Below are 21,326 nucleotides of genomic sequence, written 5' to 3' on the forward strand. Positions count from 1 at the left end.
CCATCTACCAGGACTTCTGCCTGTTTCCGCGCCCAGCGCCCACATCAACTCAGCGCGTCACCAGCCAGGTTGGAAAACAGGTAGCTGTCGCCTCGGCCGCCGACGGGCCGGGGCCGCCAGTCGTAAGTCTTCAGAGTCGCCGACGGCACAGGAAGGAACGCCTTCCCGGAGCTTTGTCAGGACCGGGAGCGCCTCAGGCGGCGGCAGTCATCGCCGTTGAGCAGCTCGAGTTGGACGGGGGGGCCGCCAGGGTTGTCGAACAGCCGGATCCCGTCGCCAAGCAGCACCGGCGCGAATATCCGGCCACGAAGGCAGCGGCTCTCAGCGACCGCGCCGGACCAAGGCCGCCTTGCGGGCCTCGGCGAGCTTGCGGGCCTCGCCGGACTTGCGGGACTTGCCGCCGGTGCCGCGGGAGGCGTCCTTGCTGGTGCCCAGGCCGCGGAAGGGGGCGTTGGAGTTCTTGGGCCGGGACGCGGCGGCCCCGCCGTCGAGCGGGGTGCCGGAGGGGGCCTTGGCCCCGGTGATCCGGCTCAGCTCCGCCTCGCCCGAGCGCACCTTGGTGATCGTCGGCTCGATGCCCGCCTCGGCCATCAGCCGGCTCATCTCGCGGCGCTGGCCCGACAGCACCAGCGTGACGACGCTGCCGGACTCACCGGCCCGGGCGGTGCGGCCCGCGCGATGCAGATAGTCCTTGGGGTCGGTGGGCGGGTCGACGTTGACCACGAGATCGAGGTCGTCGACGTGCAGGCCACGGGCCGCGACATTGGTCGCCACGAGGACGGCGATCTGGCCGTTCTTGAACTGTGCGAGGGTCCGGGTGCGCTGCGGCTGGGACTTGCCGCTGTGCAAGGCCGCGGCGTGCACTCCGCCGGCCCGCAGATGCCGGGTGAGCTGGTCGACCGCGTGCTTGGTGTCCAGGAACAGCAGCACACGGCCGTCGCGGGCGGCGATCTCCGTGGTGACGGCGTACCGGTCGGGGCCGTGGACGACCAGCACATGGTGGTCCATCGTCGTGACCGCGCCCGCGGACGGATCCACCGAGTGGACGACAGGGTCGTGGAGGTAGCGGCGGACCAAGTCGTCGACGTCGCGGTCCAGGGTGGCCGAGAACAGCATCCGCTGGCCGTCGGGGTGCACCTGGTCGAGCGCCTCGGTGACTTGCGGCAGGAAGCCCATGTCGCACATCTGATCGGCTTCGTCGAGGACGGTGATCCGTACGCGTCCCAGGCGGCAGGCCTTGCGCCCGATGAGGTCGTGCAGGCGGCCGGGGGTGGCGACGACGACCTCGGCCCCCTCGCGCAGCGCGGCGGCCTGCCGGCCGATCGACATGCCGCCGACGACCGTGGCCATCCGCAGCCGGAGCGCGTCGGCGTACGGTGCGAGCGCCTCGGTGACCTGCTGAGCCAGCTCGCGGGTGGGCACCAGAATCAGAGCCAGGGGCTGCTTCGGCTCCGCGCGCCGCCCAGCCGTCCGTGCGAGCAGCGGCAGGCCGAACGCGAGCGTCTTGCCCGATCCGGTGCGCCCGCGCCCCAGGACGTCGCGTCCGGCGAGGGCGTTGGGCAGCGTGGCTGCCTGGATCGGGAAGGGGTCGCGCACGCCGAGCTCGGTGAGCGTTCGCAGCACCTCGGCCGGCAGCTCCAGGTCGGCGAAGGAGGCCACTGCGGGCACCGCCGGGGTGAGGGTCTGCGGCTGGGCGAGATCGCCGTGCGAGGTGTCGGGGCGGTCCGGGTGGTTCATGAAGAGCCTTCCGCGTAGGGAACGTACCGAGGAAGGCCCGGCAGGAATGAGCAGCCGACGAACACGGGAACCGGACGGGCAGATTCACCAGCCGTCACGACCGTGCAAACGTTTGACGCTAACACAACCAAGCTCCGCCACGCAGTGGAGCAGACCTTCGCCCCGCTCCACCAGTTCAAACGGCTCGCCGTGCGCTTGGGAACGACGACTCGAACACCGCAACGGCTTCGTCTCGTCGGACTGCGGACGGATCCGCCGGCGCCGCTCGAGAACGCCACCTCATGATCGTGGTACGAGCTCATAGGTCGCTAGCCTTGCCGGAAGTCACAGCCATGTCGTCGCGAGCCAGATGGTCACGGCCGCAGCGAGAATGAGCGTGATGTTAAGGGCGATTCGGCGGTCTCCGCGGCTCAGGTGAACCCTGGTCGCGCCGATCTGCAGGACCACGAACCCGGTGGCCGCAGCCAGGGCCAGCCAGGACGCGATGCCGGTCAGCGGCGGGAGGGTCAGCCCGATCGCGCCGAGCACTTCGATCGCCCCGATGGCCGTAAGCGGCCCGGGCCTTCAGAGGTAAGGAGCCGCCTTGGCTGTACGGATCCGGTACGGGCAGCCGGGCGGCGTTGTCCGTCCGGCCGCTAGGCGAAGTCGGTGGCCGGCTCGGTGGCGTAACGGCTCATCGTCTGGATGTTCACCTGTGGGGACATTGCCTGGCCGCTGGCGATCATGTCCTGTAGGTCTCGGAAGTACTGCACATACAGGTCTGGCGTGAAAGTGCTGAGCATGACGGCCGGTTGGTCGGTGACATTGGCGAAGGTGTGCGGGGCTCCGGGCGGGACCATCACGAGCGTTCCCGCCGTCGCGTCGTAGTCCTTCTCTCCGACCGTGAACCGCACCCTGCCGGAGATGATGTAGAAACCCTCGTCGTGCTGGGCGTGACGGTGCTGCGGCGGTCCGGGCGTGTGCGGCGCGAGGACGGACTCGGCGAGCCCGAGCCGGTGCCCGGTGCTGCTGCCGTCTTCGAGGACGCGCAGTCGCGTGGTGCCCAGGAAGATCGTCTCACCGTCGCCCGGACCGACCACCGATACGGCGGGGTCTGCAATCGGCTCATGGGTTTTCGGTTCGTCAGTCATTCTTCGATTCCACTGCCAGGGCACTGCGACTGTCCAAGACCCATTCTGTGACGTCGATACCGTACGGGTATCGTTGCACCATGGAGCTACGCACGCTGCGCTATTTTGTGGCGGTCGCCGAGGAACTCCACTTTGGCCGAGCCGCCGCCCGGCTGCACATGAGTCAGCCGCCACTGAGCCGGGCGATCAAGCAGCTGGAGACCGAGATCGGTGCCGCGCTGTTCGACCGCTCGTCCGCCGGTGTCACGCTCACTCCGGTGGGGGCCGTGCTGCTCAATGAGGCGCGCGCGCTGCTCGACCAGGCCGACCGGGTACGCGTACGCATGGCCACGGCGGTCGGCGGCGCGACCATCACCGTCGGTGTCCTGGGGGACAGCACCGACCCGGGCGCAGCCAGGCTGGCCAGCGCCTACCACCGGCGACACCCGCCCGTTGAGGTCCGCATTCGCGAGGCCGACCTGACCGATCCCACCTGCGGGCTGCACGCCGGCCTGGTCGACGTCGCCCTGACCCGCGGGCCGTTCGACGAGACCGGCCTGACCGTGCACGAGCTGCGCGCCGACCCGGTGGGGGCGCTGCTGCGTGCCGACGATCCGCTGGCCCGCCGGGACAGCCTGAAGCTGGCCGACCTGGCCGACCGCCGCTGGTTCCTGTTTCCGGAGGGCACCGACCCCATCTGGCAGTCGTACTGGAACGGCGGCGAGCCTCGCGAGGGTCCGGTGGTGCGCGCCGTCCAGGAATGCCGGCAAGCCGTTCTCTGGAACGGCACGGTCGGCATGACTCTCCTGGACCACGAGCCGGCACAGGGGCTCACCGTCGTGCCGCTGATCGACATGCCGCCGAGCCGCGTGGTGGCGGCATGGAAAGAGGGCGACAAGAATCCACTGATCCGCTCGTTCGTCCAGATCGCGACCGCCGCGTACCACGACTGAGCGCCTCACCGGCGGCACCGAGTACGACCAGTACGACATCTGCGAACCCCACATCCCAATCCCGGGCCCAGGGCCGCGAGACTGCCCGCACCACGACGGCAGAACCGGCCCGACCATCCCCCGCACTTCGTCATCCGTGATCCATGGCTATGGGCTCACGGCGACATGAACACATCGCCGCAGTTCAGCAAGTGTCGTCCCCGCCCATGCGGGGGTTGCTCGGAGTCGGGCACAGGCTGGCTGACCAAGTCGTCGTCTCCGCCCCATGCGGGAGTTGCTCGTTCGAGCAGCAGATGGCCGCTCAAGGCTCGGGCGAGGTCGCAGCCCCGGGCGATGTCCGCCAGGCGATCCGTACTTCGAGCAGGCGCTTTTCGTGGCTGAAGAGAGCTTCTCGTACCGCGGCTGCATGGGGGCCGGTAGGAGATCCTCATGGGCCGACGGAACCGCTGTACGTGGCGCGTCGCCGATGCGCGGAGGGCTTGTCCGTCGAGAGCGGACGATGAGGGCAAAGAGGAGTTCCCACTCCTTGCCACTTTCAACTTATAGCGCGTTGGGGGGCTTGCGGCAAGGCCCCGGTGGTGGGGCAGAATCGCGGGCCGAGGTCAGAAGCTGCAGGAATGGGGGATTCGCGAAGTGCGTGTGTTGGTGTCGCTTTATGGGTTGTGCGGTGACGTCGAGCCGGTGGTGGGACGCGCACTGTGGGTGCGGGAACTCCGCACCGAAATGCGGGTGTGCGCGCCGCCGGCCGTCGCGGCGGCGACCTCGGACCGGAGCTGATGGCATGAACCCCTTGACCACCAGCGCGTTCGGGCTTCCCGACCGCCTCTCCCCCAAGGCCGACCCGGCGCTGATCGACGGCGACGAGCAGCACTTCGCGGCCGTCTCGGAGAGCCTCGAGCAGGCGATCGCCGAACTGTCCGACCGCCTCGAGGCCGAGCGCAAGGCACCCGGCGGCATCGGCCGGGAGGCGATGGACCGGGACACGGAGATCCACCGGCTGACCGGTCGCCTGCGCGCCTTGCGTCGCTTCGGTCTCGACCTGTGCCTGGGACACATCGTCCATACGGACAACCCCGAGCCCGTGTACATCGGACGCCTTGGCCTCACCGACAGCGCGGGGCGTCGGCTGCTGCTCGACTGGCGCTCCCCCGCGGCCGAGCCGTTCTTCGCGGCGACCCACGCGAACCCGATGGGTCTGGCGAGCCGCCGCAGGTACCGCTGGACCCGCGGCCGGATCAGCGACTACTGGGACGAAGTGTTCACCGCCGACGGGCTCGAGGGGCACGCCGCGCTCGACGACCAGTCCGCGTTCATCGCCAGCCTGGGCAGCAACCGGTCGGCTCGGATGCGCGACGTGCTCGCCACCATCCAGGCCGACCAGGACGCCGTCATCCGGGCGGGATCCCGCGGCGCTCTCGTCGTCGACGGCGGTCCGGGTACGGGCAAGACCGTCGTCGCTCTGCACCGCGCCGCCCACCTCCTCTACTCCGATCCTCGCCTCGGTCACCGTCGGGGCGGCGTGCTGTTCGTCGGGCCGCACCAGCCCTATCTGGCCTACGTCGCCGATGTCCTGCCCAGCCTCGGCGAGGAGGGTGTGCAGACCTGCACCCTGCGCGACCTCGTCACCGAGGGAGCCGGAGCAGCGATCGAGACCGACCCGGCCGTGGCCCTTCTGAAGTCGTCCGCGGACCTGGTGAAGGCGATCGAGCCGGCCGTCGGCATCTACGAGGAGCCGCCCACCGAAGGAATGACGGTCTCGAGCCACTGGTCCGACATCTGGCTGAGCGCCGACGACTGGGCGGCGGCGTTCGAAGCCGTGGAACCAGGTACTCCGCACAACGAGGCGCGCGACCAGATCCGGGAGGAACTGCTCACGATCCTGATGGACAAGGACGACAGTGACGCCGCGCCCGACCTGCTGAGGAGGTCGCTGCTGCAGGACCGAGAGCTGATCAGGACCCTCAACCGCGCGTGGCCGATGCTCGAAGCGAGTGACGTCGTCGGGGATCTGTGGTCGGTGCCCGCCTACCTGCGCAAGTGCGCTCCCTGGCTCGGCCCCGATGACGTTCGCAAACTCCAGCGTGAGGACGCCCAGGCCTGGACGGTGTCCGACCTGCCGCTCCTGGACGCGGCACGGCAGCGGCTCGGCGACCCGGAGGCGTCCGTGCGCAAGCGTCGGCACGACGCCTCTGTCGCCGCCGAACGCGCGCGCAGGGCCGACGCCATCGACGGCCTGCTGCAGAACATCCTGATCGACGAGAGCGAAGGCGCGGTGGGAATGCTGCGCGGACAGGACCTGCAGGACACCCTTATCGACGAGAGCGCACGGCCCGGCACCGAACCGGACCTCCTCGCCGGCCCGTTCGCGCACATCATCGTGGACGAGGCTCAGGAACTGACCGACGCCGAGTGGCAGATGCTGCTGCTGCGCTGCCCGTCCCGGAGCTTCACCATTGTCGGTGACCGCGCCCAGGCCAGGCACGGGTTCACGGAGTCGTGGCGGGAACGGCTCGAGCGGGTCGGGCTCGACCGGATCACCGTGGCCTCCCTGAGCATCAACTACCGCACGCCGCAAGAGGTCATGGCGGAAGCCGAGCTGGTCATCCGCGCTGTGCTCCCGGACGCCAATGTGCCGACCTCCATCCGCAGCAGCGGCATCCCCGTCGTACACGGATCTGTTGCGGATCTGAACGCGGTCCTCGACACCTGGCTCACCACACATGCCGAGGGAATCGCCTGCGTCATCGGCGATCCCACGTTCCGGGCGACGTCCCGCGTCCGGTCGCTGAGGCCGGAGTTGTCGAAGGGACTCGAGTTCGATCTGGTCGTCCTCATCGACCCGGAGACGTTCGGCAAGAGCATCGAAGGAACTGTCGACCACTATGTCGCGATGACCCGGGCGACCCAGCAACTCGTCATCCTCACCAGCTCCTGACGTCGTGCCCTCTTCCGTTGTCTGACCGGCCGGCCCCCGGTGCGGGTGATCGGCCGGCTGGTCGGATGGCGGCGTTCGTCCTCGTCCCCGCGCTCCAGGGGCGATCGGCGTCTGCCGGGCCCGGTCCGTTGAGTTCCCGCGGCTTGAGGGTGCTTTCCGGGGCGGAGTCTGTCCGCGGCTGGATCAACTGCGGTGGCCCCGGCCAAGTGTCGGCCAGGTAGCTTGGGTTCCGTACTGCCGATCTACCTCAACTGCGACTGAATGAAATCCGCGCCACAGGTCAACATCACCCAAGGTCAGGAAGTGTCGTCCCCGCCTGCGCGCGGGGGTTGTTCGCAGAAGGGGCTCGCTTCGTAGGTATTGACGGTCAACCGACTGGCCGTTCATTGGGCGGGACTGGCACAAGCCGTGTGCCAGGGTGTACTGCTTCGTCGGTGCCGCAGGTGGCCTGACCGCCCGTCAGCAGCCAGCACCGCACCTGGACAAAGGTTCCCAGGTCAGACCTGATTTATGTGCCGCGGTACGTCGCTGTCGTCATGCTGCTCGGCGCCGGTGAGACCCCCGCCGGCGCGGAGCGACCTCACCGGTCGGGGCCACGTCGCGGCAGCAGCTGCTCCCCCTCGGCCACGTCCGGGGGTGCGGTCTCCTCATGCTCCCGTCATGCGCGGCGGCGGAAGTACGGCGCGCGACCCAACACCGGCCCGGCGGGCGGCGGGCCGCTCTCCCGCCCGGCTCCCCTCCCCTTCCCGCCAGCCCTTTGCATTACGTGAGTGTTCACACCAGTGGCATCAAGAGCCAGTTGTGGTCCGCCAGTGCCGCGCCCCGGGACCAGTCCACGGCGTTACGGATGCGTTCCGATCTCTTGACGACGGCCTGATGACTGCGTAGACATGACAGCGCAGACATGACTGCGCTGTCAGTCAGTCGGCGTCTGTCTGGCATCATCGGGCTCGATCGTGCGGTCACCGGGAGACACCATGACGCGAGGGACAGGACGGGGCGGGAACTCCGCGGCGCCGCGCAGCGTGGACGTGGCCCGCCTGGCTGAGGTTTCGCAAAAGACGGTGTCCAGGGTCTTCAACGACGAGCCGTACGTCTCCGCCGAAGTGCGCCGACGCGTCCTCGAAGCCGCGGAGCAGCTCGGCTACCGGCGCAACAACGCCGCCCGGGCGCTGGCTTCCGGGCGGACCCGCTCGATCGGCGTGGTGACGCTGGGGACAGCCCTGTACGGACCCGCCTCGCTCCTCATGGGTGTCGAGCGAGTCGTCCGGGACACGGGCTACGCGCTCCGCGTGGTCAACACGATGGAGGGCGACCCGGCGGGCATCGCCGGTGCCGTGAACTCGCTCCTCGACCAGGGCGTGGATGGCATCGTCATCTCCGAACCGATCGACGAGGAAGGAGGCGAAGGAGACGTTTCCCTCCTCGTCGACGTGCCGGTCCTCGTCCTCGGCGCACCCTCGCCTGTCACCGCGCCCATGATGCTGACCGCAGGGGACGGAGCCGACCTGATGGCCCGCGCGGCCACCGAACACCTCCTGGCTCTTGGTCATGTGACGGTCCATCACCTGGCCGGTCCGCAGCGGTGGTACGCCGCCCGGGACCGCCTGAAGGGATGGCGAACGACGCTGACCGCACAGGGAAGGGACGTGCCTCCGGTCGTCGAGGGCGACTGGTCGGCCGCGTCCGGGTACAGGGCGGGACGCGAGCTGGCCGAAGACGGTCGAGTCACCGCCGTCTTCGCCGCCAACGACGACATGGCGATCGGCCTGATCCGTGCACTGACGGAGGCCGGTCGGCGCGTGCCGGAAGACGTCAGTGTCGTCGGCTTCGACGACATTCCGGTCGCCGCCTACGTGACTCCTCCCCTCACCACGGTGCGGCAACCATTCGACGCCGTGGCGCAGGAGGGGCTCAAGCGTCTGGTGCATTCGATCGAGAACCCGGACTCGGACCCCTTGACGGCGAGCGACCCACCGGTCGACCTCATCATCCGCACCTCGACGGCGCCACCGCCGAGCCGGACGACCCCGGCTCGCGGGCGGCGTACCGCCTCCCGTCCCCGAGGGGGCACGCACAGACCGACACTCCCGAACGGAGGCCCGTCCACACACGACTGAACCACACGGTTCAGCCCAGGCGACGTACCTCATCACCGGGCCCGTGATGGCGCGCCGAGCCGCTGTACCGCTCGCGCTCACGCCCCTCCGGACGCCCCCGTCGCACGAGCGACCCAGGGCCGCCCCTGAACGCAGCGGACCCTGAGCCAGGTTTCCGCACCTGCCTCTGCTCCCCTCGCCACCCCTCCTCTGCGGCCGCGACCTCCACCTCCGCAACACGTGGACGCTCGCCGGTCCCCGTCCACGAGGACGTGCACCCGACCACGTCGGCGTTCAAGCCCCGGTCGTCGCGTCCCCGCCTCTCCTCCGACATGCCTGCGCACGCCCTCGCCAGGCGTGCCGTCACCTTCGCCACCGGCGGGAGTTCACCATGCCCAGAACCACATCCATACCCAGCCCTTCCCCGATGAGCCGTCGGCTGTTCCTCACCGCGACCGGCGCCCTGTCGCTCAGCGCCGCCCTCACCGCGTGCGGCGGCGATGACTCCAGCGGCTCGTCCGCCTCCGCCAAGCCGGTCAGCCGGGCCGACATCGACAAGGCGATGAAGACGCCGACCGAGCTGACGTTCTGGACCTGGGTCCCGAACATCGACAAGGAAGTCGCGCTCTTCGAGAAGAAGTACCCGGCCATCAAAGTCAAGATCGTCAACGCCGGCCAGGGCACCCCGCAGTACACCAAGCTGCGTACGGCACTGAAGGCCGGCAGCGGCGCTCCGGACATGGTGCAGATCGAGTACCAGGCCATCCCGACCTTCACGATCACGGGCAGCCTGCTGGACCTACGGCCGCACGGCGCCTCCGCGCTCAAGGAGCGGTTCGTCGACTGGACCTGGGGCCAGGTCAGCGGCAGCGACGGCGAGGTCTGGGCGATCCCGCAGGACACCGGCCCGATGGGCATGCTGTACCGGCAGGACATCTTCGACCGGCACGGCATCGAAGTGCCGGGGACCTGGGACGAGTTCGCCGCTGCGGCGCGCAAGCTCCACAAGGCCGACCCCGACGTCTACCTGACCAACCTCGCGGCCAACCAGGTCGCCGCCTGGCACGGCCTGCTGTGGCAGGCGGGCGCCAAGCCGTACGTCACCTCCGGCAAGAGCGACATCACCATCAGCGTCGACAACGCGGCCTCCAAGAAGCTCGGCGAGTACTGGGGCGGGCTGGCGAAGGAGGGCGTCATCGGCGTCGAGCCGGACTTCACCGACGCCTGGTACGCCGCGCTCAACAAGGGCAAGTACGCCACCTGGATCACCGCCGCCTGGGGCCCGGTCTTCCTGTCCGGTTCCGCCAAGGCCACCGCGGGCAAGTGGCGGGCGGCCCCGCTGCCGCAGTGGGACGCCGCCAAGCCGAGCTCGGGCAACTGGGGCGGCTCGACCACCGCGGTCATCCGCTCCACCAAGAACCCCATCGCGGCAGCCCAGTTCGCACAGTTCCTCAACAGTGACCCGGCCAGCGCCAGGATGTTCGCCACCGAGCAGTTCTTCTTCCCGGCGACCAAGGCCGTGCTCACGGACTCGGAGTTCGTCGCAGACGCCCCCGCCTTCTACGGCGGCCAGAAGGTCAATCAGGTCTTCGCCGACATCAGTTCCACGGTCAACTCCTCCTTCCAGTGGCCGCCGTTCCTCGACCAGGCGGCGACGGACTGGACCGAGACGGTCGGCAAGTCCCTCGCGGACAGGACGGACACCGTCCGCGCCCTCGGCACCTGGCAGTCGCGGCTCACCACGTACGCCAAGAACCAGGGCTTCACCGTCAAGGGGAGTTGAGATGGCTGCCACCACCGCGGCCTCCCCCAAAGGCCGGCGCCGGGACGGGCCGACACGCCTGCGGGCCGGTGGCGTGCGCCGCCAGCGATCGGCAGGGCCGCTGTTCGTCGCCCCGTTCCTGACGCTGTTCCTCCTGCTCTTCCTCGCTCCCCTCGGATACGCCGCCTACCTCAGTCTGTTCCAGGAACGCCTCGTCGGGGGGACGGCCTTCGTCGGGCTCGACAACTACGTCCAGGCCCTGGGCGACCCGCTTCTTATCCACGGCGTCGGACGCGTCGCACTGTTCTTCGTGATCCAGGTCCCCGTGATGCTGCTGTTGGCGCTGTTGTTCGCCCTCGCGCTCGACAGCGGGCTGCTGCGACTGGCCCGGGTGATCCGGTTGGGCATCTTCGTCCCGTACGCCGTCCCGAGCGTGGTAGCCGCGCTGATGTGGGGCTACCTCTACGGGCCGGACTTCGGCCCGTTCGCGCAGCTGAGCCGGAAGCTGGACCTGCCGGCCCCCCACTTCCTCAGCGACGGCTGGATGCTCGGCAGCCTGGCGAACATCGTGACCTGGGAGTTCGTCGGCTACAACATGATCATCCTGTATGCCGCCCTGCGGACCATCCCCCAGGAGTTGTACGAGGCGGCCTCGACGGACGGGGCAGGCGCCTGGCGGATCGCCTGGTCCATCAAGCTGCCGGCACTTCGGCCGACGCTTGTGCTCACCCTGCTGTTCTCCGTCATCGGCAGCTTCCAGCTGTTCAACGAGCCGAACCTGCTGATGCGCATCGCCCCGGACGTCATCAACAGCTCCTACACCGCCAACCTCTACGCCTACTCCCTCGCCTTCACCGGCCAGCAGGTCAACTACGCGGCCACGGTGTCCTTCCTCCTCGGTCTCGTCATTGTGATCGCCTCCTACGCCGTCCTGCTCACCGCGAACCGCAGGAGAACCCCGTGACGACCTCCCCCGAGTTCTCGGCTTCGCTCGTACAGGGGGGACCCCCATCCCCCACGGCCTCGATCGCTCCGACGCCGGAGCCGGTTCACACCACTCCTGCGAAGAAAGGGCGCCGACTCCCGGCCCGCCGCAGCACCCCGCTGACGATCGCCATGCTGGCCGCCCTGGCGTACTTCCTCCTGCCGCTGTTCTGGCTGCTGATCGCCTCGACCAAGAGCACCCAGGACCTGTTCAACAGCTTCGGCCTGTGGTTCTCGCACGCCCCGCAGTTGCTGACCAACGTCAAGGAGACCTTCACCCAGGACGACGGGGTCTTCGTGCACTGGCTGCTCAACACGGTGATGTACGCCGTCGTCAGCGCGCTCGGCGCCGCGCTGCTCGCGGCCGCCGGCGGGTACGGGTTCGCCAAGTTCCGCTTCCGCGGCCACCGGGCCGCCTTCAACCTCGTACTCGGCGCCGTCATGGTCCCGACCACCGCGCTGGCGATCCCGACGTACCTGCTCTTCGCGAAGGCGGGCCTGGTCAACACCCCTTGGGCGGTCATCCTGCCCTCGCTCGTCAACCCGTTCGGCCTGTACCTCATGCGCATCTACGCGCAGGACGCCGTCCCCGACAGCATCCTCGAGGCCGCCCGCATCGACGGCGCCGGCGAGGTTCGGATCTTCTTCCGGATCGCCCTGCGGCTGCTCGGCCCCGGCCTGGTGACGGTCCTGCTGTTCACGCTCGTGGCGACCTGGAACAACTACTTCCTGCCGCTGATCATGCTCAACGACCCGAATCTGTACCCGATCACGGTCGGCCTCTCCTCCTGGGCCGCACAGGCGCAGAACGGCGGGGCGGGCGCCGGCAGCGACATGCTCGCGCTCGTCGTGACCGGCTCCCTGATCTCGGTTCTTCCCCTCGTCGTGGCCTTCCTGCTGCTGCAGCGGTACTGGCAGAGCGGTCTGGCCACCGGCGGCGTCAAGCAGTAAGGCACGCAGCCCTCGCACCACTCCCCCTTTCCTCGGAGGTTTCCTTCATGGCGGCCCTGCCTGACCGCGTCCTGTTCGGCGCCGCGTACTACCACGAGTACCGGCCCCCCTACGGCACCGAACGGCCCGACGAACGCCTCAAGACCGACCTCGACCTGATGGCCGACGCGCATGTCACCGTCATCCGGGTCGGCGAGTCGGTGTGGTCGACCTGGGAGCCTACGAGCGGGCGCTTCGACCTCGACTGGCTCCAGCCGGTGCTGGACGGCGCCCACGAACGGGGCATCTCCGTCGTCCTCGGGACGCCCACGTACGCGGTACCGCCATGGCTGGCCCGCCAGTACCCGGAGATCACGGGCGAGCGGCGCACCGGCGAGCGCATCGGCTGGGGCGCCCGCCAGGAGGTCGACTTCACCCACCCCGCCTTCCGGTTCCACGCCGAGCGGATCATCCGCAGGATCGTCGCCCGGTACGCCGATCACCCGGCGGTCGTCGGCTTCCAGGTCGACAACGAACCGGGCCTGGAACTCTTCCACAATCACGGCGTCTTCCAGCGCTTCGTGGACCACCTGCGCGACAAGTACGGCGATGTCGAGAGCCTCAATCGCGAGTGGGGCCTGGTGTATTGGTCGCACCGGCTGTCGACGTGGGCGGACCTGTGGTCGCCGGACGGCAACGCGCAGCCTCAATACGACGTCGCCTGGCGGGAGTTCCAGGCCCGACAGGTCACCGAGTTCATCGGCTGGCAGGCCGACATCGTCCGCGAGTACGCCGGGCCCGAGCAGTTCGTCACCACCTGCATCTCCTACAGCCGCCCGGCGGTTGAGGACGACGAGCTGACCGACCGCCTCGACATCGCCTCCGGCAACCCGTACTACGACATGCAGGACGGGCTCCTGCTCCCCGACCCCACGGCAGACGACCACGAGCAGAAGTGGAGGACCACCGGCGTCTGGGCGCTGTACCAGACCGCGGACTGGATGTTCTCCTCGCGCCAGGAACCGTTCCTGGTCACAGAGACCAACGCCGGCTCCATCGGCGAGCCGTGGCACAACCGCCCCGCCTACGACGGCCAGTGGCGGCAGGCCGCTTGGGCACTCGTCGCGCGTGGCGCCCGCATGATCGAGTACTGGCACTGGCACACGCTGCACTTCGGCGCGGAGACCTACTGGGGCGGCGTCCTGCCACACACCGGACAGCCCGGCCGCACCTACTCCGAACTCGCCCGCGTGGGAGGGGAGTTCGGGGCCGCCGGCTCGCTCGTCGCCGGGCTCGAACCGGACGCCGACATCGCGATGGTCTACTCGACGCCCAGCAAGTGGCTCATGCAGAAGTACCCGCCGCTGGCCAAGCCGAACGGCGAGCCCGATCCGGCGGCGTACCACCGCATCTTCGACCCCTTCTACCGTGGCGCCTTCGACGCCGGCCGCCAGGTGCGCATCGTCCACGCCCGCCAGCTGCACGACCCGCGCGGGGAGCGGGAGGGTCTGACGCCCGAGGAGGCCGTCCGCCGCCATCCCACCCTGGTCGTACCGGCGTTGTACGTCGCCGCCGATGCGACCCTCGACTGGCTGGCGGCCTACGCCCACGCCGGCGGCCACCTGGTCCTCGGCCCCCGCACCGGCTACGCCGACCACGAAGCCCGGGCCCGACATGAACCGGCCCCCGGGCGGCTGGTGGAAGCGGCAGGCGTCCAGTACGACGAGTTCAGCAATCTCCTACGTGACATCCCGTTGCGCACCGCGCCCGGCAGCCCGCTGAAGCTGCCGCAGAACGCGACGGCGACGCGCTGGGCCGACGGTCTCACCGTCACCGACGCGGACGTGCTCGCCGCCTACGACCACCCGCACTTCGGCCGCTGGCCCGCGGTCACCACCCGCCGCCATGGTGCCGGCCGCGTCACGTACGTCGGCACCGTGCCCGGCCGCGAGCTCGCCCGGGCACTGGCCGTCTGGATCGCACCGGCCGCCCACGGCGCTTGGCGGGACCTCCCCGCATCCGTCACCGCGACGACCGGCAGGTCCCAAGACGATCGCCGCGTCCACATCATCCACAACTGGAGCTGGGAGCCCGTGAGCGTGCCCGCCCCGGTGGATCTCCGCGACGCCATCAACGGCACCTCTCTGCCCGTGGGGGCAGCTCTGGACCTCGGCCCGTGGGACGTACGCGTGCTCGTCAACGCCGACACCGACGGCGCCCTGACCCCCGAAGCAGGCAACCGCTCGTGAACCCGAACACCACCATGGTCATCCCCGAAGGAGGGGCTATGCAGAGAAGAAGCCTGGGAAAGGCACTGGGAACCTTCATCGCGGCATCAGCGATGCTGGCGGTACCCATGGCCAGTGCGCAGGCATACGACCCGACGGGCGGGATCCTGTACCAGCTCGGAAACGAACCGTGCCTGAAGGGGCGGGGCAACTGCGCGATCTACCCGAAGTCGGCACAGTTGCCGAGCGGACGTCTGGTCGCATCGTTCGAGAAGGCCACTGTCGTGCCGGAGACGGGAAGCGCCGACAGACAGACCCTCCCGGTCTACAAGAGCGACGACCACGGAACGACTTGGCAGCAGCTGTCAGAGGTCAAGGCCCCGGCGTACCTCTCGAACGAGCCCCGGTACGCGAAGTACACGAGCAACTGGACGAACCCGTATCTCTATGTGCTTCCGCAGGACGTCGGGAAGCTCAAGGCGGGCACGCTGCTCCTGGCGAGTGTCGTGTCGGGCGACGACTACTACTACCGAGAGCACAAGGCAGCCGACCCGAACTGGACGCCGTCCAACGACGGAGACCGCAGTGACCTGGCGATCGCCCTGTTCTCCAGCACCGACGAGGGGGTGACGTGGAACGTCGTCAACATCATCGCGACCGGCGGCTGGCAGGGCGGCAGCGCGGGCGCGGTCGGCCAGAACATCGCAGGCGCGAACACGCACAAGCAGGTGGATCCCCTCTGGGAGCCGTACCTGATGGTCTACAAGGGCAAGCTCGTCTGCTTCTACTCGGACGAAAACGACTACATCGGCTTCGATCCGGTCACAGGCGTCCCGAAACTGGACCCGGCGAACGACACCGCCGCGGATTCGCACGGCCAGATCCTCGCCCACAAGACCTGGAACGGCCGCAGTGCGCAGTGGAGCAAGCCCGTGGTCGACGTCGCGGGACTGACCCAGAGCATGGGAGGCGGCAAGACGGAGATCGGAGGCGGACGGCCGGGCATGACGAACGTCGTGCGGACGACGGACGGCACGTGGCTCCTCACCTTCGAGTACTGGGGCGGCGGAACCAACACCAGGTACACGATCGCCGATGACCCGTTGAAGTTCTACCGCGGCTCCCCGACCGGTGAGGCCATCACCTCGCTGCCGGTGGACCCCGGTTCCCGCCCTCTCGCGACCGGCGGCAGTCCGGTCGTCATATGGCTTCCCGACGGGCGCCTGGTCTACAACGCCAGCGGCAGTGGCAACGTCTGGGTCAACGAGAGCGGACGCAGCGACGGCGTGTGGAAGGAGTACCAGACGCCCCTGGGGCCCGGCTACAGCCGCAACCTGCAGTACGTCCAGGGCACCGGCCGCATCGCGATACTCCGCAACCAGGGCACATCGACGATCGCCTACGCCGAGGTCGATCTCGGCCACTCGGACGGCCCCTACTACCAGCTGGTGAACCGCAAGACCCACCAGGTGATCGGCACCGGGGACAAGACCAACGACGCGAACATCGGTAACGGAGACGTTCCCGACGTCCGCCTGGAGGACCCCGGATCGGCGGCGAACACGGACACCCAGTACTGGCACGTGGTGACCGAGCCGAAGGGCGGCACGACGCTGCTGAACAAGTCGGGCGGCCGCGCGGCAGCCATCTGGACGGGGAACGCGACGGTCGGCCAGCGGGTCGGCCAGTGGGTCGACAACAGCCCGACGGGCAGCTGGAACCTCATCGAGACCGCCAACGGATTCTACGAACTGCAGTCGGTCAAGAACACGAGCCTGTACTTGACCGGTGCGTCCGACGGGGCGCCGCTCACCCTGCAGAACACGGTCGGGGACGGCTCGCAGGAGTGGAAGCTCATCCAATAGGCTCCGGCCTTCGGCGACCTGACGCGGACGAGCGATCGGCCCATCTGATCGCCAGGAACGGACTGGTCCTGGCCGGCCGTTCGCGTCACCGCAGCCTCGGTCCACGACTCCGCCGGCGACGAACAGTTGCTGGACGCGTTGGCTGCGGCGCATCGGTGGGGATCGATGTGGAGATCGCACAGAGGGCGGAAGCGGAGGGGTTCCAGCCGTCGCGAAGGCCCCGTTCGCGTCGGCGCCGGTAGTGGGCGTTCGCTCCGGGCGAGGCCTCATGCTGCACGGCTACGCCGACCTGGCGGTGCTCTCCTGAGTTGCTCGCGCCGGCCGGACGGCTGCGGGTGCGGTGCGAGTTCCAGCCGACGATGTCCGCGGCCCGGGCTCGGCGGGCGGCCGAGGACGCCGACAGGGCGGCGTACGCCGACGCGGTGTCGGAGTACGCCGCCCTGGGGCGGGACGAGCTGCGGGAGGCAGGCAGCCCGCGCCGTCATGGCGGTTACTTCGGGTCGCGGTTGAACTTCGAGGTCGACCAGAAGTATCCGAGCACCGCGAGACCCAGGCACCAGACGATCGTGATCCACCCGTTGTTGCCGATCTCGCTGCCGAGCAGCAGCCCCCGCAGCGTCTCGATGGCCGGGGTGAACGGCTGGTACTCGGCGATCGGCTGGAACCAGCCCGGCATCGCGTCGACCGGGACGAAGGCGCTGGAGAGGAGCGGCAGCAGGATCATCGGCAGCGCGTTGTTGCTGGCGGCCTCGGCGTTCGGGCTGATCAGGCCCATGCCGACCGCGACCCAGGTGAGCGCCATGGCGAAGAGCACGAGCAGCCCGAACGCCGCCAGCCATTCCAGGACGCCGGCATCCGTGGACCGGAAGCCGATGGCCACGGCGACGGCGCCCACAAGGACCACGCTCATGATCGACTGCAGCACGCTGCCGACGACGTGCCCGACGAGCACCGAACCGCGGTGGATCGCCATCGTGCGGAAGCGGGCGATGATGCCCTCGGTCATGTCATTGGAGACGGACACCGCGGTCCCGACCACGGTGCCGCCGATGGTCATCAGCAGGATGCCCGGGACGATGTACGCGATGTACTCGGAGCGGTCCGCACCGCCGCCGCCGATGCCCGCGCTCATCACGTCGCCGAAGACGTAGACGAAGAGCAACAGCAGCATGACCGGGGTGAGCAGCAGGTTCAGGGTGAGGGACGGATAGCGCCGCGCGTGCAGGAGGTTGCGGCGGAGCATCGTGGACGAGTCGCGTACGGCGAGGGAGAGGGCGCTCATCGGACGGTCTCCTTGGGCTGGTTGGGGACGGCGGCGCCGCCGGTCAGGGCGAAGAACACGTCGTCGAGGTCGGGGGTGTGCACGGTCAGCTCGTCCGCCTCGATGCCGGCCGAGTCCAGCCGGTCGAGGATGGAGGCCAGCTCGCGCTGGCTGCCGCCGCTGGGGATCTGCAGCGACAGCGCCTCGTCGTCCCTGGTCACCTCGCGCAGGGCTACGGCGGCGGACTGGTACGCGGACGGGTCGGAGAACCGCAGCCGCACGTGCCCGCCCGGGATGAGTCGCTTCAGCTCGTCGGCGGTGCCCTCGGCGGCGATCCTGCCGTCGCTCAGCACCGCGATGCGGTCGGCGAGCTCGTCGGCCTCGTCCAGATACTGGGTGGTGAGGAAGACCGTGACGCCGCCGGCGACGAGCTCGCGGATGATCCCCCACATGTTGTGGCGGCTGCGCGGGTCGAGGCCGGTGGTCGGCTCGTCGAGGAAGATGATCCGCGGGTTGCCGACCAGCGTCATGGCGATGTCGAGGCGGCGCTTCATGCCGCCGGAGTAGGTGGAGGCGGGCTTCTTCGCGGCCTCCACCAGGTCGAAGCGCTCGAGCAGTTCGGCGGCGGTGCGGCGGCCCTCGCTGCGGGAGAGGTGATGCAGGTCCGCCATGAGGAGCATGTTCTCCTCGCCGGTGATCAGGTTGTCGACCGCGGAGAACTGCCCGGTGACGCCGATCGCGGCGCGCACGGCCTGCGGGTCGGCGGCCAGGTCGTGGCCGCCGACGCGGATGTCGCCGGAGCCGGCGTCGGCGGTGATGAGAGTGGAGAGGATCTTGACGACGGTGGTCTTGCCGGCGCCGTTCGGCCCGAGCAGCGCGAAGACGGTGCCTGCCGGGATGCGCAGGTCGATCCCGTCGAGGACGACCTTGTCGCCGTAGGACTTGCGCAGGCCGACGGTGGAGACGGCGGCGGGCGGCTCCTGGTCGTTGCCGCGCCTGGGCGTGGGCATGACAGATGAAGGCACGGGGCCCTCCCGATCGAAGGCTGGAATGGAGTGAACGGTGGACTCTCAGGCGCGGGCGCGGCGAACGTCGATGTTTCCGTAGCGCGTACGGGCGCGGACCTCGACGGTGTCCTCGGACTTCTCCGGGCTCTCGGACGCGGTCAGCGAGTTGTGCACGCGCCCGGAGCCCGAGCTGATGTCGAGCCAGGCGGCGGTGCCCTCGCGCACGCCCACCTCGATGGCTCCGTAGGCGGTCTCCAACTGGACGGTCCCGCGGGTGACTTCGGCGACACGCACCGTGCCGTTCGCGGTGGTGGCCACGACGGAGGCCTGGGCGCGCTCGATGATGATGTCGCCGTTGGCGCCGCTGACCCGCAGGTCACCGGTGACGTCGCTGACGCTGGTGGTTCCGTGCGAGTTCTTCAGGACGGCGACGCCCGTGACCGTGCCGACGCGCATGCTGCCGGAGCTGGTGGTGATCTCGGCGGGGCCTTCGACGCGGTCCACGGTGATGGACCCGTGGGACGCGGTCAGGTGCAGCGGGCCGGTCGTGTCGAGGCGGACGTCGCCCGACGAGGTCTTCACGCGGACCTCGCCGAGGCGCCCGTCGCCGCGCACCTCGGCCCACCCGCCGGTCGCCTCCACCTGGGAGCCCGCGGGCAGTTCGACGGTGACGTCGACGGTGCCGGTGCGCCCGAAGAGGTAGCGCTGCTTGGGCGTCCTGATATGCAGCCTGCCGCCCGAGTATGTGACTTCGGTCTGCTCCGCGGCCCGCACGTCCTGGTCCTTCTTCGGGTCGCGGGGAGCTACGTCCACGACGGTGTCGGTGCGGTCGGCCGCGGCGAACTGGATGGATCCCGCGTCCACGTGGGCGTTGACCGAGATCGGCTGAGGAGTGTCGAACGAAGGCATGGCTGTCCCGTCCTCTTGGGTGTTCGTGGCGTCCCCGCTGGTGGGACGTGGTGTGGGTGAAGTCGGTCCGAGGGGCTGGTCAGTGCACCCAGCCCGTGAAGCTCTGGCCGTGGCCGATGGTCCTGGTCTTCTCGGGCGTACGGGGGGTGGCGGCGCCGCTCGTGTCGACCGCGGCCGATACGGCGCGTACGAGCCATGCGTTGACCGACAGGCCCTCGCTGCCCGCCGCCTCCTCGGCGCGGGTCTTGAGGTGGGCGGGCAGGCGCAGATTGACGCGGGCGGTGCCGCCCTCGTCCGTGTCGGCGGGGACCGGCGCCGGTGCGGGCGCCGGTGCGTCGAGCGGTTCGGTCCGGTCCTCGTGCTGCGGCAGCACCACCACGAAGTCGGGGTCGAGGCCACGCAGTCGTACGTCGACCGAGCCGGGGGCGATTTCACGGGTGATCTCGTCCGTGGCGGCGGACAGCACATTGAGCAGGGTCAGGCGGGTGGCCGACTCCAGCGGCGCGGTCAGCCGCTCGGCGAGCTCGCGGGCTTCGTCACCCCCGGCTTCGGCGGCCACCGCCAGTTCCCTGCGGAGTGTTTCGACGTACGGCGTGAGGTCCATGACGCCATAGTGGCACCACCATGGCACCATCGACAAGCCCGAAGGTGCGATATGTGGCGCGGGGTGGGGCTCCGGGATGGCAGGTCGGTCCGTTATTGCAGGTCAGTGGCCTAGCGAGGTTTGATGGGGTTACGGCGCCAAGTTGTCGCGGGGTGGCGTCAAGCGGTGTCGCGCGGGGCCGGCCGGGCGTCCTCTCAACCGCTCAGGATCAAGTGTTTAGCGTTAAGGCCCGGGAGTCCTAGCTCAGACACCAGCCGCAGAGTAGGTCGCGGGTAGCGTGGCGTGCCCGTCTCCCTGCCCTGATGACCGTCGTTGGCCTGGTCGAATGATCGAGACCAAAGGGGCGGGTGTGCGTTAAGAGCGGTCGCCAGAGGAGCTGTTGGCGAGTTGGACGCTGGTTGACGGCGACTGGGACCTGGTGGCGAACAAGAGCGGGGCGACCCGGCTCGGCTTCAGCCTGTTGCTGAAGTTCTTCGAGCTGGAGGGCCGGTTCCCTGACCTGCTGGAAGAGGTCCCGTCGGCCGCGGTGGCGTCGTCGGCCTGGTGAAGGTCCCGGCCACCGACTTCGCGAAGTACACGCTGGTTGGCCGGACTGCCGAGTACGACCGCAAGCAGATCCGCGAGGCGTTGAAGTTCCGGCCGTCGACGGTCGCGTACGAGAAGGCGCCGGCCGAGTGGCTGGCCGCGGAGGTCTGTCCGGTCGAGTTGGTGGAGGACCGGCAGCGCGAGGCCCTGCTGGTGGAGTGCCGGGCGCGGAAGGTCGAGCGTCCGCTCCCACTTGCCGCGCGCCGCGACGAGCACCTTCTCGACCCGGGGCCGGCCGGGCGGAAGACGCTCAAGGACTTGGTGGCTGAGGCGAAGGCGAACGAGAAGGTGCAATTCGGTCATGAAGCCCCGCGGTCACGGATCTGACCGGTCCACGACGTCGCGCTGATCTTCGAGG

16 protein-coding genes and 1 pseudogene are annotated in these 21,326 nt (G+C 69.3%); 10 read left to right on the plus strand and 7 right to left on the minus strand.

What is annotated here, in order from left to right; all coding sequences use genetic code 11:
• Window positions 1–321: 321 nt before the first annotated feature.
• The 3 genes and pseudogenes from AB0D27_RS31135 to AB0D27_RS31145 all read right to left on the minus strand — a co-directional run bounded on the left by AB0D27_RS31135 (window position 322) and on the right by AB0D27_RS31145 (window position 2,867).
• Window positions 322–1,737: a DEAD/DEAH box helicase gene (locus tag AB0D27_RS31135; protein ID WP_362515468.1), complete on the minus strand. Its 1,416-nt coding sequence runs from the start codon at window positions 1,735–1,737 to the stop codon at window positions 322–324.
• A gap of 324 nt (window positions 1,738–2,061) precedes the next feature.
• Window positions 2,062–2,289: pseudogene (locus AB0D27_RS31140) on the minus strand (DoxX family protein); the annotation flags it as partial.
• Between the two features lie 83 nt (window positions 2,290–2,372).
• The gene (locus tag AB0D27_RS31145; protein ID WP_362515469.1) at window positions 2,373–2,867 is read right to left on the minus strand and encodes a cupin domain-containing protein; all 495 of its coding nucleotides are present in this window, start codon (window positions 2,865–2,867) and stop codon (window positions 2,373–2,375) included.
• Between the two features lie 80 nt (window positions 2,868–2,947).
• On the opposite strand from AB0D27_RS31145, the gene AB0D27_RS31150 reads away from it, so the two are divergent.
• From AB0D27_RS31150 to AB0D27_RS31185, 8 genes are all read left to right on the plus strand, one after another.
• Window positions 2,948–3,799 (plus strand): LysR substrate-binding domain-containing protein, encoded by an 852-nt coding sequence (locus AB0D27_RS31150; protein WP_362515471.1) that lies wholly within the window; start codon window positions 2,948–2,950, stop codon window positions 3,797–3,799.
• A gap of 781 nt (window positions 3,800–4,580) precedes the next feature.
• Complete coding sequence (gene helR, locus AB0D27_RS31155; protein WP_362515473.1) at window positions 4,581–6,734, plus strand: RNA polymerase recycling motor ATPase HelR; 2,154 nt, start codon at window positions 4,581–4,583, stop codon at window positions 6,732–6,734.
• Window positions 6,735–7,711: 977 nt separating this feature from the next.
• Complete coding sequence (locus AB0D27_RS31160) at window positions 7,712–8,854, plus strand: LacI family DNA-binding transcriptional regulator (RefSeq protein WP_362515475.1); 1,143 nt, start codon at window positions 7,712–7,714, stop codon at window positions 8,852–8,854.
• A gap of 370 nt (window positions 8,855–9,224) precedes the next feature.
• Window positions 9,225–10,616, plus strand: coding sequence for an extracellular solute-binding protein (locus AB0D27_RS31165; protein WP_362515476.1), 1,392 nt, complete (start codon window positions 9,225–9,227; stop codon window positions 10,614–10,616).
• Between the two features lies 1 nt (window position 10,617).
• Complete coding sequence (locus AB0D27_RS31170) at window positions 10,618–11,559, plus strand: sugar ABC transporter permease (protein WP_362515477.1); 942 nt, start codon at window positions 10,618–10,620, stop codon at window positions 11,557–11,559.
• 62 nt (window positions 11,560–11,621) lie between these two features.
• Window positions 11,622–12,530 (plus strand): carbohydrate ABC transporter permease, encoded by a 909-nt coding sequence (locus AB0D27_RS31175; protein WP_362515513.1) that lies wholly within the window; start codon window positions 11,622–11,624, stop codon window positions 12,528–12,530.
• A gap of 47 nt (window positions 12,531–12,577) precedes the next feature.
• The gene (locus AB0D27_RS31180; protein WP_362515479.1) at window positions 12,578–14,758 is read left to right on the plus strand and encodes a beta-galactosidase; all 2,181 of its coding nucleotides are present in this window, start codon (window positions 12,578–12,580) and stop codon (window positions 14,756–14,758) included.
• A gap of 38 nt (window positions 14,759–14,796) precedes the next feature.
• Entirely contained in the window at window positions 14,797–16,602 is a 1,806-nt protein-coding gene (locus tag AB0D27_RS31185) for an RICIN domain-containing protein (protein ID WP_362515481.1), read from the plus strand.
• Between the two features lie 490 nt (window positions 16,603–17,092).
• Here AB0D27_RS31185 and AB0D27_RS31190 read toward each other — a convergent pair whose 3' ends face one another.
• The 4 genes from AB0D27_RS31190 to AB0D27_RS31205 form a co-directional block, all read right to left on the minus strand.
• Entirely contained in the window at window positions 17,093–17,884 is a 792-nt protein-coding gene (locus AB0D27_RS31190) for an ABC transporter permease (RefSeq protein WP_362515483.1), read from the minus strand.
• Window positions 17,881–18,873 (minus strand): ATP-binding cassette domain-containing protein, encoded by a 993-nt coding sequence (locus AB0D27_RS31195; RefSeq protein WP_362515485.1) that lies wholly within the window; start codon window positions 18,871–18,873, stop codon window positions 17,881–17,883. Before AB0D27_RS31195 ends, AB0D27_RS31190 begins: the two co-directional genes overlap by 4 nt.
• A gap of 60 nt (window positions 18,874–18,933) precedes the next feature.
• The gene (locus AB0D27_RS31200; RefSeq protein WP_362515487.1) at window positions 18,934–19,779 is read right to left on the minus strand and encodes a DUF4097 family beta strand repeat-containing protein; all 846 of its coding nucleotides are present in this window, start codon (window positions 19,777–19,779) and stop codon (window positions 18,934–18,936) included.
• A 79-nt stretch (window positions 19,780–19,858) separates the two neighbouring features.
• Window positions 19,859–20,383 (minus strand): hypothetical protein, encoded by a 525-nt coding sequence (locus tag AB0D27_RS31205; RefSeq protein ID WP_362515488.1) that lies wholly within the window; start codon window positions 20,381–20,383, stop codon window positions 19,859–19,861.
• A gap of 379 nt (window positions 20,384–20,762) precedes the next feature.
• Between AB0D27_RS31205 and AB0D27_RS31210 the strand changes: the two genes are divergently transcribed.
• Window positions 20,763–20,930 (plus strand): hypothetical protein, encoded by a 168-nt coding sequence (locus AB0D27_RS31210; RefSeq protein ID WP_362515490.1) that lies wholly within the window; start codon window positions 20,763–20,765, stop codon window positions 20,928–20,930.
• Entirely contained in the window at window positions 20,927–21,295 is a 369-nt protein-coding gene (locus AB0D27_RS31215) for a hypothetical protein (RefSeq protein ID WP_362515492.1), read from the plus strand. Before AB0D27_RS31210 ends, AB0D27_RS31215 begins: the two co-directional genes overlap by 4 nt.
• Window positions 21,296–21,326 lie beyond the last annotated feature (31 nt).

This window comes from Streptomyces sp. NPDC048415 (assembly GCF_040651675.1).
Taxonomy (GTDB): domain Bacteria; phylum Actinomycetota; class Actinomycetes; order Streptomycetales; family Streptomycetaceae; genus Streptomyces.

Bases quoted from the DNA above. Each gene is read 5' to 3' on its own strand.
- AB0D27_RS31135 (WP_362515468.1), bottom strand. From the start codon at position 1,737: ATGAACCACCCGGACCGCCCCGACACCTCGCACGGCGATCTCGCCCAG.
- AB0D27_RS31145 (WP_362515469.1), bottom strand. From the start codon at position 2,867: ATGACTGACGAACCGAAAACCCATGAGCCGATTGCAGACCCCGCCGTA.
- AB0D27_RS31150 (WP_362515471.1), top strand. From the start codon at position 2,948: ATGGAGCTACGCACGCTGCGCTATTTTGTGGCGGTCGCCGAGGAACTC.
- helR (WP_362515473.1), top strand. From the start codon at position 4,581: ATGAACCCCTTGACCACCAGCGCGTTCGGGCTTCCCGACCGCCTCTCC.
- AB0D27_RS31160 (WP_362515475.1), top strand. From the start codon at position 7,712: ATGACGCGAGGGACAGGACGGGGCGGGAACTCCGCGGCGCCGCGCAGC.
- AB0D27_RS31165 (WP_362515476.1), top strand. From the start codon at position 9,225: ATGCCCAGAACCACATCCATACCCAGCCCTTCCCCGATGAGCCGTCGG.
- AB0D27_RS31170 (WP_362515477.1), top strand. From the start codon at position 10,618: ATGGCTGCCACCACCGCGGCCTCCCCCAAAGGCCGGCGCCGGGACGGG.
- AB0D27_RS31180 (WP_362515479.1), top strand. From the start codon at position 12,578: ATGGCGGCCCTGCCTGACCGCGTCCTGTTCGGCGCCGCGTACTACCAC.
- AB0D27_RS31185 (WP_362515481.1), top strand. From the start codon at position 14,797: ATGCAGAGAAGAAGCCTGGGAAAGGCACTGGGAACCTTCATCGCGGCA.
- AB0D27_RS31190 (WP_362515483.1), bottom strand. From the start codon at position 17,884: ATGAGCGCCCTCTCCCTCGCCGTACGCGACTCGTCCACGATGCTCCGC.
- AB0D27_RS31195 (WP_362515485.1), bottom strand. From the start codon at position 18,873: ATGCCCACGCCCAGGCGCGGCAACGACCAGGAGCCGCCCGCCGCCGTC.
- AB0D27_RS31200 (WP_362515487.1), bottom strand. From the start codon at position 19,779: ATGCCTTCGTTCGACACTCCTCAGCCGATCTCGGTCAACGCCCACGTG.
- AB0D27_RS31205 (WP_362515488.1), bottom strand. From the start codon at position 20,383: ATGGACCTCACGCCGTACGTCGAAACACTCCGCAGGGAACTGGCGGTG.